Genomic DNA, 16,038 nt, shown 5'->3' with positions numbered 1-16,038 from the left:
GCTGGTGTGCGTGCACGGAGTATCGTATTACAGGGGCACCCAAGCCATAAGTGTCAAAACAAACCAGATAATGACAGAGAAAATACGTATTAAGGACATTGCTGAAAGAGCCTGTGTATCGGTAGGCACCGTAGACCGTGTGCTCCATAATCGCCCCAATGTGTCGCCCTCTGCGCGTGAAAAGGTAGAAAAAGCCTTAAAGGAAATGAACTACCAGCCCAACATGTATGCCAGTGCCTTGGCTTACAACAAATCCTATCAGATTCAGATTGTGCTGCCCAAACACGCTTCCGAAGCCTATTGGGAAGAGATCGAAGAAGGTGCCCGCAAAGCAATGGAAGCCCGGCGAGACTTTCATATCAACGTTAGTTTCCACTATTACGAACGATTCAATGAAAGTTCGTTTAAGGAAGTATATGAAAGTTGTCTTGACACTCAGCCGGATGGCGTGGTCATCGTGCCGTCGACACTCGAAATGACTCGTGGTTTCACGGATCAACTACACAGACTCAAGATACCATTTGTATTGCTCGACTCCTACATGCCCGACCTGAAGCCTCTGTCGTTCTTTGGTCAAGACTCTTTTGCCAGCGGCTTTTTCGCGGCCAAAATCTTGATGCTCATCGCTTCGCAGGAAAAGGAGATTATGCTGATGAAGCATACCAAGGACGGTATTGTCGTCAGTAAACAGCAAGCAAACCGAGAAGTGGGCTTCCGACATTACATGCGTGACCATTTTCCTAATATAAAAATAACGGAACTTGAGCTACCTTTGGGCATGAACAAAGATGATTTCGACAAAATACTGGAACAATTTTTCCACACGCATCCCGACATACACCATTGCATCACGCTAAATTCCAAGGCGCATTTGGTAGGCGACTTCCTCTTGCGGCACAATTATCGTGACATTCAAATTATGGGTTACGACATGGTTGCCAAAAATGCGGAGTGCTTGTTGCAAGGAAGTATCTCGTTTCTTATTGCCCAACATGCTTACCAACAAGGCTATAGCAGTGTGAACGCGTTGTTTCAGGCCATCGTGCTTAAAAAGAAAGTTCAGCCCGTAAATTATATGCCGATTGAGCTGTTGTCGAAAGAAAATGTAAAATTCTATCGCCGGACGCAATTATAACAGATTGAAATTGAACAAGAGAAAAGGTTTAGTGGCGTTGTCACCACTATTGATACTGATTGCATTTATCATTATATTTACGATTTATTCAGTAGATAAAGCAGAGAGTGAGCCCAATCTTTCACTCTCTGTCGCATTCATGATATCAAGTATTTACGCCATCATTATCTCCGGAGGACTTCCCATCAAGAAGCGAATCGACACCTACAGCAAAGGCGCCGGAGCCACCAATCTCATGCTGATGTTGTGGATTTATGTCCTGGCGGGCGCCTTTGCCGCTTCGGCCAAAGAGATGGGTGCCATTGATGCCACTGTCAATCTGGCGCTACAGCTGCTTCCCGCCAATCTGTTATTGCCCGGTTTGTTTCTGGCAGCCTGCTTCATTTCCATATCTATCGGTACGAGTGTGGGCACTGTCGTAGCCTTAGTACCCATCGCGGCCGGCATTTCTCATTCCACAGCGTTCAACCCGGCGCTTATGACAGCCACTATCGTAGGTGGCGCTTATTTCGGAGATAACCTCTCGTTTATTTCCGACACCACCGTTGTAGCGACCCAAACCCAAGGCTGTAAGATGAACGATAAGTTTCGGGTCAACTTCAGTATCGTCGCCCCCTCAGCCTTTTTAATTCTCCTATGTTACTGGATATTGGGAAAAAACATGACCATTCCTACCGAAGTTCCTCAAGTTGACTATATTAAAATCTTACCTTATTTACTTGTGTTGGTTACTGCTGTGGCCGGAATGAATGTCATGGCAGTGCTCACGTTGGGCTTGGTGCTCTGTGGGATCATCGGTGTTGCCTCTGGCGATTACAACGTCTACGGATGGTTTGCGGCCATGGGCGATGGCATTTTAGGAATGGGTGAACTTGTCATTATCGCCATGATGGCAGGAGGCATGCTGGAGATCATACGCGAAAACGGAGGTATTGATTTCATCATCAATAAATTGACCCGCCGCATCACGGGCAAACGAGGTGCCGAACTTTCCATTGCCGCATTGGTTTCAATGGTCAATATATGCACAGCCAACAATACTGTAGCTATTCTGACGGTAGGCAACATTTCGAAAAAGATTGGCGATCGATTTGGGGTTGACAGCAGAAAGGCGGCCAGCATACTCGATACCTTTTCATGCTGTGTGCAGGGATTGATTCCTTATGGCGTACAGATGTTGTTGGCCGCAGGACTATCCGGATTAAATCCTATCCAGATCTTGCCCTATCTCTATTACCCCATGGCCATCGGAATCGCTTCGCTGTTGGCCATTATCTTCAGATTCCCACGTAAATATAGCTAAATCATGGAAATCATCAAACGGAATCTTTTTACCAAACTCAGGGCAGACAACTTCAAAACGCAGGAAGTTCTTGAGCCCATGTCTGCCTTCAAAACCCGGAAGATGGTCTGCATGATGCGCAATATCGCGGACATGCCGGCCGGCGAAGTGGTGCTGGCCAATCCTCTGCTTAACATGCGTCTGAAACATTTGCAGGAAAAAGAACGGCTACAAGATACACCTTCGCTGGAAACAATCTACATTCTGCGAATCATAGTCAGCAATGTCAACGCTACCATGAACCACGGAATACCCATCCGAGGCATCATACAGTTGGGACAATATATCCGTTCCCGAGGCCCTAAGGTTGATTATGGCAAACTCAACAACTGGCTTTCACAATTACATATCAGCCGTATGGCACAACTACAAGGAACAATTCTGGTTAGTTGTTTTGGCTTTACAAAAGAGGAACTGCCATTCGTCAAAAAGACGGAGAGACAAGCCATACCGCTTATGATACGCACCATAACCAATACAGAAAAAGATAGCCAAGCCTGGCACTTCAAACAAGGCAAAGGAGGATTCGTCTATAACAACTCAACGCTGCTACGCCGCAACCTCCGCCGTTCGCTGCGCTATTATCGCTATGCGCCAATCGAAGACATCAGTAATTTTATTAGGAATTTCGGGCGTAGCTTGTCCGAAATCGAAGAATGATAATTAATTTTAATTCTGTTTCATTTTTGCATCATATCAATATTTTTCGTTTAACTTTGCAATTATGGACAAGATATATAGAAAAGCAACTATCTTTTTAGCTTTGATCTTATTTTCTCTCACCATTCACGCGCAAAACGATTATGTACAATGCGAAGACACATGCAGCCACATTCACGGCATTGACCTCAGTCACTATCAGGGCGATGTTTTTTGGGAGACAATAGGTGATAATACGAAAATGGCTTACGTATATCTGAAAGCCACTGAGGGTGGAGATCGTATCGATGATAAATACGAAAACAACATCGCGTTGGCTCATAAATATGGTTTGAAAGTCGGTTCTTACCATTTTTTTCGTCCTAAAACCGATCTGCAAAAACAGCTCAACAATTTTATTCTCCAGTGCAGGCCCGGCGAACAAGACCTGATTCCGATGATAGATATTGAGACAAAGAATGGACTCAATACCGAAGAATTCTGTGATTCGCTGTTTAAATTCCTGAAAATGGTAGAAAATGCCTACCAACAAAAGCCCCTTCTCTACACTTTCGCCAATTTCTACGACCACTACTTATTGGGCAAGATCGACAATTACCATCTGATGATAGCCCAATATACAACCCGTGAACCTGTATTGAAAGACGATCGAGACATCACCATGTGGCAATATACGGGTAAAGGCCGTATCAACGGTATCAATGGATATGTTGACAAAAGCAGATTCATGGGCCGCCATTCGCTGCGTGAAATCAGATTCAGACACTAAAAACAAACAATATGGCAATCATAAAATGTCCCGAATGCGGACATCAAATCAGCGACAAAGCCCCCGTCTGCCCACAATGTGGTGTAGAGATTGCGGGCAAAATCACCAGATGTCCACAATGTGGCGAAGTTTATTTCAAGGACCAAAGCGCATGCCCCGTCTGCCGGCACCTCACGATGAGCGATGAACAGATGAGCACGACACGTCCGCAAAGCCCCATACAGCGACAGCAGACATCCCCCACTCCGCCCATTCCGCCGGTTGCTCCACAACATTCCGAAGCAAAAACCGCTCCACAGACACAGACCGAGCAGCCTACACCCTCATCCCCCAAGAAAAATAACCGAACGGTGCTGATTATCAGTTTCATCGTGGCAGCCATCATATGCGCCGGACTTTGGTACTTCTATGCCGAAGCCGGTAAAAAGAAAGAACTCGAGGCCTATGAATACGCCATTAAAAATTCAGATCCGGCCGTGCTGCAGAGCTATCTCGACACCTATCCCGACGCGCCCCAAGCTCACCGCGACTCCATCCGGGCCCATCTGTCCACGCTGCAACAGATAGACCAACAGTGGAACGACGCCTTGGTCAACAACTCGAAAGAAGGTTTCGAAGAATATCTTGAGAATCATCCCAACTCCCCCCACAAGGCAGAAGCCAGACACAAGATCGACTCACTCGACTGGGTTTCGGCGTTAGCTGCCGACTCGGAAGGAGCCTACAAGCGTTATCTGGAAGACCATCCCAACGGCGAATATGTGGATGAAGCCAACGACGGACTGAAGAGAATCAGCGCCCAAACGGTTCAGCCACAGGAACGCCAAATGATCAGTTCTGTTTTCCGCAACTTCTTCCAAAGCGTCAGCGCCCGCGATGAAGAAGGGCTCCGCTCATCTGTCAGCAGCCTGCTCACCTCTTTCCTGGGCAAGCCCGATGCCACCAAGAGCGACGTCGTGACTTTCATGAACAAGATATACAAGGAAGATACCAAAAGCATGAACTGGAAACTGAACAACGATTACAAGATCGACAAGAAAGAAGTGGGCGACGAGGAATACGAATATACCGTCAACTTCTCAACCATTCAGGAAGTGGAGAAGACCGATGGCACCACAGCCAACAACAAGTTCAAGGTGAAAGCCCGTATCAATCCCGATGGTGAAATCTCCGAAATGAACATGACAAAGATTGTAGAATAAGCTTTCTATTCCAACGTACCGGCATAAAAGCGGTTGAATGGTTTCGGACATTCAACCGCTTTTTTCAATAGCACAAGACAAAAGGCGCAAGCCCTGTTCTCACACAAGTCTTGCGCCATAAAAAAGAAAATGCTTCCGCCGTGGCGGAAACGTATTTTTTACCGTTTTTTGTATTTCCGCCATGGCGGAAACGTCATTTTTCTTGTTTTCCGCTCATCCGAGGCCTCGGAAACACATTTTTTCTTGTTTTCCACTCATCCGAGGCCTCGGATAAAACAAAACCCGTGAAATTTGGCATTGAACACACGACGGAAAACGGAAAATCCCGGCCGGCGGTTTGCGGAAAAGCAATCGTCCTATGCTCTCGGACGATGCGGAGCGTGGTGGACGGAAAGACGTGATTCGTAATTTGTAAAAATCACCTGCTAACGATGGCAGAGAGAAACTCGTGCGGTTCGTAAACAGTGAGTTTCGATGTCGCGAAATCCGGCTTGTTGCGCGTAACGATAACATCGCACTGTGCTGTGAGCGCAGAATCATGTTGCAAAGCATCCTCGAAATCATGAAAATCGGAATGGATGGCATGGCTTACCGTATCGGCATCCACGGTCGTAACGTGACAGAGGGTCGTGAAGCGGTCGAACAGGTTCATGAATTCCGCATGGCTGCGCTTGTGGTGCGCGCTCAGAATGTAACCGGCTGTGGCAAACGAAAGCGAAGACACATATAGGCGTATCTTCTGTCGCTGCGCCAACGTAACGATTGTTGCTGCTTCCGGGAAGCCGTTGCGGCTGCCAAAATAGTCAATGAGCACATTGGTGTCAAGAAATACGTTTCTCATTTGTATTTCGCTACTAAATAATCCAACTTTGCCTGTTTGGCATCGAACGTGTCGGGCAGTTCAAACCCCTTGACGAGTGCAGCCACTTCGGGTGAAACCATGATGTCGGTTTCGGTGATTACTGTACCTTTGGCAGGATTCATCGTGGGTTCTTCAACCGACGCCATCAGCTTTTTAGCCAACCAGTGACGGTTTTGTGCCGATAGCGAAAGTCCTTGCAAATAACTCCACAGATTGTTCATTGATGCGATATTCATATTTTTGCCTCCTTTAATATTGTCTCGGTGCAAAAATTGTGCAAGCGAGTGCAAAGAAAGTTTACTTTCAATTTGCCGAGCGCCGCCAATTTTCTGCAAATATAGCGTTTTCTTGCGGCAATTCCAAATCCGCGGCACGGATTTTCGTTTCCGTCGTGTGGCAGTATGTCAAAGAGCGAGGGTATTCCGGGCGGCCTTGCCGCCGCCCGGAATAAACCGAATGAATCAAATCAATCGGATTATTCTGAGACAGGGCGGACAGAGAACCCGTACGACCGATTGTTGAAGTACTGCGGGTTCGCGTACCACTGGCAGAAGTACAGGTAGCAACCGAAGTTCGTGTCGCTCGGGACGGCCGACCAATAGCAGCCGTAGCCGCCCAGGTAGTACAGCGAACCGCCGTTGCCGTTGCGATAAGTCGAGACAGGGAAATATACGGTGGCATCAGGACTGCTGACCTTGTTGTTGAAGTTCCAACCGTTGTCCCAGGCACCGCTGGTATTCATTGGACCACCGTTCTGTCCGTTGGTGGTGAAGCCCGTGAAGGCGTTGGAGGCGGGCATCTTGAAACCGGCAGGACAGGGGTCGTAGATGGTCTTGACCACGGCGTTGTCATTGAAGCCGGTTGTGGTGTTCTCCATCGACCAGAGGTTGTACTGGTTGTAACCTGCATTCCAGCCGCTACCCGATATATAGAATGTACCGGGATTCTGTATGCCGTTTTGGATGGACATGTTATTGCCGCCGTTCTTGGTGAACGAGCCGTCACTCACAGTCTGCACACCCGGCATGGCATCCTTGCGCCCGAATTGGTAGAGCGTGGAGTAACCACCCTGGCGCACATTGCCGTTGTTCTGAGTGATGGTGATGGTGGCAAACTTCTTCGCACCACCGTTGGCGACGGTCTGCTCCACCCTCACCCTGACGCTGCGGGGAGAAGTATAGGTGGTACTCATCAATGAGGTGTACTTGAAGCCGAGCGTCTCGTTGGTGAAGTTGTATTTCACTTTCTGGAAGTTGGTTACTTCCGTAGTGCTAAGCACGTCCTGCGGAGCGAACCACAGATGCCAGGACCAGACCACCACGCCGCCCTTGGTCACGGCGATGACGGCATTGCCGTTCTTGATAGCCGAGGCGGGAACCTCGAACTTCACGAAGGCATTGGTGCCGCTGCCCGTAACAGCGAGATTGGTCACGAGACCTCTCTCATCAGCCCACACAATCTTGGCAGCATCGGGGGCGTTGGCGCCGCCGTTGGTCTGCGTGATCCACGGGTCGGTGATGTTCTGACCGGCGTGGTCCTTGAAGTTGCTGAGAATATAAGTGCCGGTGTTAGAGGTCTGGTAAGAACTGGGATTGTTGTTGCCATTTGTTATTGCGTTGCCATAGACCAGCGGAATTTCGTAATAGCCCGGCGCGGAGATGATGTAGCAGTTGGCGGTACTGCGCGCTACGCTTCCGCCCTTGGTGGAGAGGTCGTAGGGAGCGCCTGCGGACCCCAGGGGTGTGGCAGCCTTCAATGCGTTGTTGCGGGCGGCGAGCAAATCAACAATACCTGTTGTGAGCGTGGCCGTACCAGATTCGGCAGATGTACCGCCATCTCCCTCGGTCTTGCTCAAGCCGGTGAGCCAAGACGGCTTTTCGGTCATAGAGAAAGTACCATCATTGTCGGCATCATAGCCCACAACCTTCCACTTGACAGCTTGTTGTGTGCCGTCAGGTGCCTGGCGGTAGCTCTGCACGGTATAGCTGGCAGCCGTGGTGGAGTTATAGGCAGCGGCGGCAGGGTTGGTGGTCGTCAGCGTATAGCTCCAGTCGGAGGTGTTCTGCGACAGGGCGTAGGTCTTTGTGGTACCAGGCTTCCATGTACCCGAGAGGTTGGCGGTGATGGCAGGCGTGCTGCTGCCATCGAAGTATATCTTCACGCTCACGCCGGAGAGCGACTGGGGAATCATGTAGAACGTGTAGTTGTCGCCGGCATTGCCCATGATGATGTTGTTCGCGTCCTTCGAGGTGCTCACGCTGACCGTGCCGTCACCGCCGAGGGTGAAGGTAGCCGGAGTGTTCTGTCCGCTCCAGCCGGCACCCGCGCCAGTCTCATCCGTGGCAAGCGTGTAGCGGCCCTTGCTCACTGCATTGACAATCTCCACCTTGGTAATTTTCTTGTTCCACGAGAGGTTCTGACCCACCTTGAAGCGCACGGCCGTGAGGGCGTGGCGGAAAGCGAGACTGGTGGTGGGGACGACGAAGCGCGTGGCGTAGTGCACCACGCCCGAGCAGGCGGTCATGAGGTCCTTCTGCTTCTTCACGTCCGTCTCTGCCTCGAAATCCACGTAGGGCGTGGAGGCGTAGTTTGCGTCGGAAAGGGTGAGCTTGTTGTAGGAGCTCGTTACCTGTGGCGAGATGCCGTAGAACTTGCCGTAGGGCTGCGCCCATGCCCAGAGGATGGGGCTGGCGAGCGTGCCGTCGGCATTGGTCTCCTTGTTGTGGAACCACGGCGTGGTGCCGATGACGGAGGTTGTGGTGCTGCGGTAGCCGATGGAAGAGAACTTGTTTGTGATGCCGGCCGAAATGTTGGCACGGGTCTGCGCTCCCGTGTGCTGCATGGGGTTGACGCCCGCCACGGTGGTCTCGATGAGGCAGGCGCTGCCGTCGCCGCCCTCGGCGGGGAGCTTCTGCGCGGTGAGGTCTTCGGGCGTGAGGCCTTGCATGGCAAGTCCCTCGGTAAAACCTACGAGGGAGACTCCACCGGCGAAGGCGCGTGTGCTTCCGGCGACAGGCGCCGCCATGACGTTTTGGGCGTCGTCCTGCGCGTCGCTCACATAGAAGGTTACGGCTGTGCCTTTGTCGCCGCCTGTCCCGCCACCATTGGCAAGGTCATCATCGGCGCAGGAGGCAAGCATGCCCAGTGAGGCAAAGATGCCCGACAATAATAGGAATTTCATTGTTTTCATTGTCTTGTTTGTTTCTCTTTGTAATTTCAATTTTAATAAGGATTGCGTGATGACAGGACGCCTCCCGGGCATTCTCCGCCCATGCGGGGCAGGTTCCTTGTCAGTCGTCCCATCCTTCCCGCAGGTTGAACTTCTTGGCTCCGGAGATTTCGGTGTCTTCGTCGTCTTCACCCGGCGGCACTACGCTGATAGAGCCGCCACCGCCGCCACCGGGCTGCACGGTAGGGCTGCCGGCAAGGATGGGGTTTTCGTTCTCTACGGCGATGACTTCGCAGTACGGACTGACATAGGGGTGCCTGTGCTTGGCTTGCCCATTTTTTACATTCATGTTTATACGCTTCATTTTAGTTTGGATTTAAAACTTGCTTTTTGAATTGCTTAAAAGCCGCTTATTCTCCTTTTCGCACAGCTGCGAAAAAGGCACAGAAAGTGGGGCAAGGGAAACTCTCGGGAGTCCTTTGCCTATTGAGGTTGCGCGGGTCGCCTCGCGCGCGTATGAAAAGATGTTTGTGTAGGGTATAAGCGGCGGTGCGCCTATGAGAGAGAGAGAGTAGCAAATTATTTGGAACTGCCAAATAATTCAATAAACTTTTTTCAGAAAACAACTTGTTTTCCTGCGTCGCAAATACACCTTTATTATATAGGGCATGTTGCCGGGAGTGAGTATGTCTCTCTAATGCGTTCAATGACTGATGGTTAGGATGTGGTGGCAAAGGTAAGGGAAATATTTGGATTTATGCAAAGAAATGTGATTGATTTAAAATTTTTGCAATTCCTCACCCTCTTTTTCTATTCCATCAATTTCCCATACGGTTGTTCAAGCATAACTGTGCATGCCGCCTAACACGTAGTTAACGCCGAAGAATGTCATCAAGATACAGAGAAAGGCTATCGATACATACAGATGATAGGCGCGTGGACAGCTGAATGTCGGCAGGCTTTGCGTGTGCAGTACAACGGCGTAAATCATGAATGTAATCAAGGCCCACGTCTCCTTCGGATCCCAACTCCAATAGGCACCCCAACTGACATTAGCCCAAATGGCGCCGATAAAGATTCCCAGCGTCACGATGGCCGGATAGAGAAACACACGGCTCAATACCTGCAGCTTCTCAGTCTGCGAAGGCATGCAAAGTCCCATAATGGCGCAGACGAATGTCAGTGTCAACAGGGCGTAGCTCATCATGATGACGCTCACATGAACGCTCAACAATGGACTGTTGAGCACCGGCATAATCCGGCCGATAGCCGGATCCATCTGGCCGATGTGACTTACCAACAGGAAGAAGCCGCTCAACAGGAAACCAACAGGGCCAAATGACGCACACGAAGCGACATAAAGATTGTAAAGAGCTGCACGAACCAGGCCACCGACAACATCGACTCGTAGCCGTTGCTCAGCGGAACGTTGCCGCTGACCATCCAACGAAGCGACAAGGCCAGCGTCAGAACCGCAAACGACAAGACCGACGACAGGATAGCAAGTGCCGTTACCACACTATCGCGCATACCACGAACAAGCCTTTTGTCAGATGTGAGACCGCGAATCGTTAGGAAAAGGGTTACGAATCCCATCGCCAGATTGACCATAAAGAGGATGGTGGGCAAGAGAATGGCGTTGTTGAGACGCTCTGCTTTGAATCGGAGCGGTGGCGGCAGACTCGCGCCCGCATTGGTGGCCTGATAATATTTCATTCTGATGAAAAACTCATCCACACGTTGCAGATTGCCGGCTTTCACGTCCGTAAATATCAGCGAGAATACGTTGCCGATATATTCTGCATGCCGACTCTCCATCCTGGTGGGCAAAGTGTCGGTAGGGGCATACCACGTAGTAGTTCTCCCCTCCCCTTTCTTGTGGGCGATTGTAGTGTAGGGGAAAAGCTTCAGCAGGCTGCCTCGGCGCAAATCCATGATGAGCGCTATCTTCCGGTCTATGTCAATAATCTGCTGATGCAACTTATCATTATGGCCCTCGTAATACTCCTGCACATAGGGCCCAAGTTTGTAGCCGCCTCCGGCACCACTGAAAAAGCTGTTCAATGAACAGTATTTATCCAGACTCAGGGCCGCTCTCACTTCTCCACTCTTCACTTTGATGAAAGGCTCATCGGCCCAATCGTCACTATAGAATATCCATCCCGACACCACTTGTTCGGCAGTCAGCCCATTGTAGCGGCGGCTGCCATAAAGTTTTTTGGTGAAATCGAGGGCAAAGGTCTGCATGGGACAAATGCGATCGTTGTAAAGCATGAACAGCTTCCCCATCCTATAGGCCGTCTCTCGGGGCAGAACGGCTTGCGCGTGAACGCCCTGTGTCAGACAGAAAAGCAGACCTAATACCCCAACTCCCTTTTGCAACGTTTGTGCTGCATGAGATCCGTATAAGGATAAATGGTCTGATGCTGATAACGGGGCAACTGACGGCCGGCTATCATCATCGGCATCCAATAGTTGTCGTCCGTTGTCTGCCACTTGGGACGATGGCGTCGATCAAGCCGCTACCTCCGATACCGATGGTCGACTCGAATCTTACGGCGTAATTCGTCGGTACGGGAAGCGTACGGAACGCGCCGGCTTCTATCGTTATTTCGGGATAAATCAAGTCGATAGTTCAGCAGTGACTTTGCGACAGGCGCATCCACGTCGCGCGCGCCATAGAGCGAATTCTTGATAGAACGGATATTATCCTGATAGTCGATGAACGAACGCTTGCTGTAAGGCGACTCGATATAGTCGGCGGCATCATCCTGCGTGCCCGACCCCGTGGCTACACGGTAAGCCTGTCCCAGTTTCTGGGTGGCAACCTCCTGACAGATATTGGAGCAGCCGCCTACAAAGATGTTCTTCAGAGTCTCCTGCCAAGTAGCGAACATGCCGGTAGACAGCTTGGCGCTGCGCACATAGTCACCATAGCTGACATCCTTGGGCGAAAGTCCCTTGTGGCTCATTTTCTCGGTGAGCCAAGGAGCAGCCTGCAAGACGGCCGAGTGGGCAGCCTCAACCTTTGTGCCGAGCCATCCGTACTCCAGCAGATATGTCATATTACGCAAGTCGCCCGATACGGCTGCGGCAAAAGCAAGCTCATCAAGCGTGTTCACGCCTGTCAAACCTTCAGCTGTTTCCTTACCGGCATTGATGGCTTCGAGCGTACGGTTCTTGCCATCACGGAAGAGAATGAACTCCAGTCCGTGGAATCCCACGACAGAGGCGAAGTCCTTGTTTTGCGTATAAATGTATTTAACAGGATCGGAGCCGTTGATACCATCAATGATGTCCTTCTTGTTGAGCACATCCCGCAACTGCTTATGGTCGAGTGGCCATGAGTCGATATGCGGATCTATTCGCTTTTCATTCTCCACAATAATCATTTATAGGTATCGCGTCTTACCCAAGCCAAGCGCATCTCAAACCCACTAATAAACAGACACTTAGCTATCGGTTTTTAAAAGCTGCCCTTTTACCTTGCAAAAGCTATGCTTTTACACGCTAAAAGCAGCCCTTTTGGAATGTCAAAGCATAGCTTTTGCAAGGTAAAAGGGCTGCTTTTAGAAAGCGATTGTTCTATGCTGATTTCGGAGCAAGCCAAAAACGGCTGCCAACCATGGTGAAATAAGGGAAAGAAAGAAAAAAATACAACCGCTTGAAAATATCTTATCTCCTTGGCATGACTATTGCTATGCTATCAATGAGCACAATATCGTGTGACATGAATAAAAAAGCAGAAATATGAGAGCTAACATCAGAAGGAACGAACAGAGAAGAATCGTTATCGTAGGTGGAGGCCTGGGAGGGCTAAAGCTGGCCTTGAGCCTGAAAAAGACAGATTATCAGGTTATGCTGGTAGACAAGAACAACTACAACCAATTTCCACCGCTGATCTATCAGGTTGCCTCGGCCGGACTGGAACCGAGCAATATCTCTTTCCCTTTCCGCAGAATGTTTCAGAATGACAAGAACTTTTTTTCCGCATGGGTGAGGTCCAGAGTATCAACACGCGGGAAAAGACCATTCAAACTACATTCGGAACCGTGCACTACGACGATCTTGTGCTGGCAGCCGGTGCCACAACCAATTTCTTCGGCAATAAGAATCTGGAACAGAACACTTATCCGATGAAGACGGTTTCGGAATCGATGCAACTGCGCAACACGATATTTTCTCGACTGGAAGAGGCCGTATGCCAACCCGACGAGGCCGAACGCGAGGCACTGATGACAATCGCCGTCGTGGGCGGAGGACCATCGGGCGTGGAGATAGCGGGCGTACTGGCCGAAATGAAACGCACCGTAATTCACCGTGACTACCCTGATCTCTCGGCTCGTATGCACATCTATCTGATCAACGCGGGCGACCGGTTGCTGGCCGCGATAGATCCTAAGTTGTCGGCAGAAGCTGAAAAAGACCTGAAAGAGATGGGGGTTCACATCAGACAGAACAGCATGGTGACGGACTATGTGGACGGCCGGTTGGTGCTGAAGAACGGAACCCGCATTCCATCGAAAACCGTAATATGGGTAAGTGGCATTGTGGCAAACAGCATAAAGGGGATTCCTGCCGAGAGCATTGGTCGGGGTGGACGTATACTGACCGACCGCTACTGCCGCGTAAAAGGTATGGAACATGTATATGCCATCGGCGACCAGAGTCTGGTAGAGGGCGATCCGAAATATCCCTACGGTCATCCGCAGCTGGCTCAAGTGGCCATGCAACAAGCAGACATCGTAGCCAAGAACTTGAAAGGCATGGACCACGATCAGGCACCACAACCTTTTATCTATCGTAATCTGGGCACCATGGCCACCATCGGCCGAAAGAAGGCTGTGGCCGAAATCGGCAAGCTAAGATTCGGCGGACTTTTCGCATGGCTTTTGTGGCTCGTCGTACATCTGAGGTCTATCCTCGGTGTAAAGAACAAGACCATTGTGTTCCTGAATTGGATGTGGAACTATATGAACTATAAACAGAGTCTGCGCCTTATCCTGAGGCCCGCCGGGAAACCGACGGAGGAAAAGTAACAAACGCAACAAAGAACCAAAAAGTAACAAGATTATGGCACTATTTGAAAAAGGAAAAGTTTTTAATGCAAGTGAGTTGATAGACTATGCCGAAGGAGGTGTAGTGAGTAAGGAAATCGTCCACAGCAAAGCAGGCAGCATTACGCTCTTCTCTTTTGACAAGGGACAGGGACTCTCCGAACACCTGGCGCCGTTCGACGCTCTGATACAGGTGACAGACGGAGAAGCGGAACTGATGGTGGACCACAAAGACTTCGTAGTGAAAGCCGGCGAAAGCTATGTCATCCCGAGCGGAGCTGTCCATGCGCTGCACGCCGGAAAACGCTTCAAGATGATGTTAACGATGATTCGTGGATAAAAAATAAAAGACTTTGAACAATATGGCAAAAAAAATAGATTTCAGCAAAACGGTTTTTGAACTAACCCGGGAATATCCTGAATTGGTAGACATCATGGCAGCATTGGGCTTCACGGAAATAAAGAAGAAAGTGATGCTTCGCTCGGTCGGTAAGATAATGACCATCCCCAAAGGCGCACAGATGAAAGGTATCAGTATGGTCGATATCATCAAAAGCCTACAGGAGCATGGATTCGAAATATCCGGAGTTGGCCCAACGCCTAAGACTACTATATATAATAAGGTGGAAAAAGCTAAGCCCTTGGTAGGAAAAATCAGCTATGATCATGCCAAAGCTGAAGCCAAGGGCAGAATCGGATTGCTGAAATCTTATCTTCAGCGGCTCTCCAATGGCGAAGACCTGGAGCAGGTAAGGGCCGACTTTATAGCGAACTTCAACGAAGTGGAGGCTGCCGAGATTATGCAAGCCGAACAGGAACTGATGAAGGAGGGCGTGCCCCTACGGGAGGTGCAACGCCTGTGCGACGTGCATTCGGCCCTCTTCCATGGCAATACGCACGAGGAAAAGATAGCCGGAAACCAAGATATAGACAGGGCAAACTCTTTGGAGCATACAGAGGGTCATCCGCTTCAGACGCTCTATCGTGAAAATGAAGCGCTGGTCCGATTGGCCAATCAAGCGCTTGAGCGCCAGCAGGCAGGTGAGGACATCGGTGAAGACATTGGAAGAATACGCGCCATCGCCATTCACTATGCCAAGAAAGGTGATTTGCTCTATCCGCATTTAAAGGTGAAATACGACATTACCGGTCCCTCGCAGGTGATGTGGACAGTGGATGATGAGATTCGTGATGAGCTGGGCAGACTGAGCAGAGAGGTCAAACATGACGAGCAATGGAACCGACGGGCCAAGGAAGTATTGACTCGTGCTCTCGAAATGACTTACAAAGAGAACAATATCCTCTTCCCTCTGTGTGCAGCCAACTTCACGGAAAACGAATGGATTCAGATTTATCACGACGGAAAGGATTACGCGGAGTGTCTCGGCGTGGAGAGAACGGTATGGCAACAAGCAGAAAATACGCATAGCCGTAAAATGCAGCAGGAGCAGGGCAAGGTTGTTATGCCCGGTGGTACGCTGACATTGGAACAACTCACTGCCATGCTCAATACACTCCCGATGGAGATAACATTCGTAGACGCTGGCAATATCAACCGCTATTTCAGTGAGGGGCCTAAGGTGTTCAAACGCCCACTGATGGCGCTCGGTCGTGAAGTATTCACCTGCCATCCGCCCAAAATAGAGACTATGGTCAGGGCTATCATCGACGATTTCCGCACAGGAAAACGCGTCCGGTTCCCTGTTTGGATGGAGAAGAATGGTCGTTCTATGCTTGTCAACTACATGGCAGTGCGTGATCATGATGGCAATTATCTGGGAACGGTAGAGATCGTGCAGGATATGGAATTTGCGAAAGAACATTTTCTTGGTAAAGAATAGT

At 50.0% G+C, this 16,038-nt stretch carries 13 protein-coding genes and 2 pseudogenes; 8 read left to right on the top strand and 7 right to left on the bottom strand.

Translation table 11 applies throughout. The annotated features are described in order from the left end of the window. Positions 1 to 70: 70 nt before the first annotated feature. The 5 genes from JHU38_RS05285 to JHU38_RS05265 all read left to right on the top strand — a co-directional run bounded on the left by JHU38_RS05285 (position 71) and on the right by JHU38_RS05265 (position 5,108). A complete protein-coding gene (locus tag JHU38_RS05285) occupies positions 71 to 1,135 on the top strand; it encodes a LacI family DNA-binding transcriptional regulator (RefSeq protein ID WP_107583192.1) in 1,065 nt (354 codons plus the stop codon). 10 nt (positions 1,136 to 1,145) lie between these two features. Continuing rightward, positions 1,146 to 2,438 carry a Na+/H+ antiporter NhaC family protein gene (locus JHU38_RS05280; protein WP_107583194.1) on the top strand — a complete coding sequence of 431 codons (1,293 nt, stop codon included), beginning with the start codon at positions 1,146 to 1,148 and terminating at the stop codon, positions 2,436 to 2,438. Between the two features lie 3 nt (positions 2,439 to 2,441). Further along, on the top strand, positions 2,442 to 3,137 hold the full coding sequence (locus JHU38_RS05275) for a hypothetical protein (RefSeq protein ID WP_107582776.1): 696 nt from the start codon (positions 2,442 to 2,444) through the stop codon (positions 3,135 to 3,137). Positions 3,138 to 3,201: 64 nt separating this feature from the next. Beyond that, on the top strand, positions 3,202 to 3,906 hold the full coding sequence (locus tag JHU38_RS05270; protein ID WP_107582777.1) for a glycoside hydrolase family 25 protein: 705 nt from the start codon (positions 3,202 to 3,204) through the stop codon (positions 3,904 to 3,906). Between the two features lie 11 nt (positions 3,907 to 3,917). Continuing rightward, positions 3,918 to 5,108 carry a double zinc ribbon domain-containing protein gene (locus JHU38_RS05265; protein WP_107582779.1) on the top strand — a complete coding sequence of 397 codons (1,191 nt, stop codon included), beginning with the start codon at positions 3,918 to 3,920 and terminating at the stop codon, positions 5,106 to 5,108. Positions 5,109 to 5,526: 418 nt separating this feature from the next. Here the strand turns inward: JHU38_RS05265 and JHU38_RS05260 are convergent, their stop codons facing one another. From JHU38_RS05260 to JHU38_RS05230, 7 genes and pseudogenes are all read right to left on the bottom strand, one after another. Continuing rightward, complete coding sequence (locus JHU38_RS05260; RefSeq protein ID WP_107582781.1) at positions 5,527 to 5,949, bottom strand: PIN domain-containing protein; 423 nt, start codon at positions 5,947 to 5,949, stop codon at positions 5,527 to 5,529. Next, entirely contained in the window at positions 5,946 to 6,206 is a 261-nt protein-coding gene (locus JHU38_RS05255; RefSeq protein WP_158267317.1) for a surface protein, read from the bottom strand. Before JHU38_RS05255 ends, JHU38_RS05260 begins: the two co-directional genes overlap by 4 nt. Positions 6,207 to 6,445: 239 nt before the next feature. Next, the gene (locus JHU38_RS05250) at positions 6,446 to 9,160 is read right to left on the bottom strand and encodes a fimbrillin family protein (protein WP_107582785.1); all 2,715 of its coding nucleotides are present in this window, start codon (positions 9,158 to 9,160) and stop codon (positions 6,446 to 6,448) included. Between the two features lie 100 nt (positions 9,161 to 9,260). Further along, the gene (locus JHU38_RS05245) at positions 9,261 to 9,488 is read right to left on the bottom strand and encodes a hypothetical protein (RefSeq protein WP_232369849.1); all 228 of its coding nucleotides are present in this window, start codon (positions 9,486 to 9,488) and stop codon (positions 9,261 to 9,263) included. A 489-nt stretch (positions 9,489 to 9,977) separates the two neighbouring features. Further along, a complete protein-coding gene (locus JHU38_RS05240) occupies positions 9,978 to 10,418 on the bottom strand; it encodes a cytochrome c biogenesis protein (protein ID WP_232369848.1) in 441 nt (146 codons plus the stop codon). Positions 10,419 to 10,453: 35 nt separating this feature from the next. Next, positions 10,454 to 11,521 (bottom strand): hypothetical protein, encoded by a 1,068-nt coding sequence (locus tag JHU38_RS05235; RefSeq protein ID WP_158267319.1) that lies wholly within the window; start codon positions 11,519 to 11,521, stop codon positions 10,454 to 10,456. A gap of 224 nt (positions 11,522 to 11,745) precedes the next feature. Next, positions 11,746 to 12,516 (bottom strand): annotated as a pseudogene (locus tag JHU38_RS05230) (imelysin family protein); the annotation flags it as partial. A gap of 373 nt (positions 12,517 to 12,889) precedes the next feature. Between JHU38_RS05230 and JHU38_RS05225 the strand changes: the two are divergent. The 3 genes and pseudogenes from JHU38_RS05225 to JHU38_RS05215 all read left to right on the top strand — a co-directional run bounded on the left by JHU38_RS05225 (position 12,890) and on the right by JHU38_RS05215 (position 16,037). Further along, positions 12,890 to 14,178, top strand: a pseudogene (locus JHU38_RS05225) (NAD(P)/FAD-dependent oxidoreductase). Between the two features lie 34 nt (positions 14,179 to 14,212). Continuing rightward, on the top strand, positions 14,213 to 14,536 hold the full coding sequence (locus JHU38_RS05220) for a cupin domain-containing protein (RefSeq protein ID WP_107582793.1): 324 nt from the start codon (positions 14,213 to 14,215) through the stop codon (positions 14,534 to 14,536). Between the two features lie 22 nt (positions 14,537 to 14,558). Continuing rightward, complete coding sequence (locus JHU38_RS05215; protein WP_107582795.1) at positions 14,559 to 16,037, top strand: DUF438 domain-containing protein; 1,479 nt, start codon at positions 14,559 to 14,561, stop codon at positions 16,035 to 16,037. Position 16,038 lies beyond the last annotated feature (1 nt).

Source organism: Prevotella illustrans (assembly GCF_017426725.1).
Classification (GTDB): domain Bacteria; phylum Bacteroidota; class Bacteroidia; order Bacteroidales; family Bacteroidaceae; genus Prevotella; species Prevotella illustrans.
Note: the sequence above shows the minus strand (reverse complement) of the source record. Positions and strands in the feature narration are given on the sequence as shown.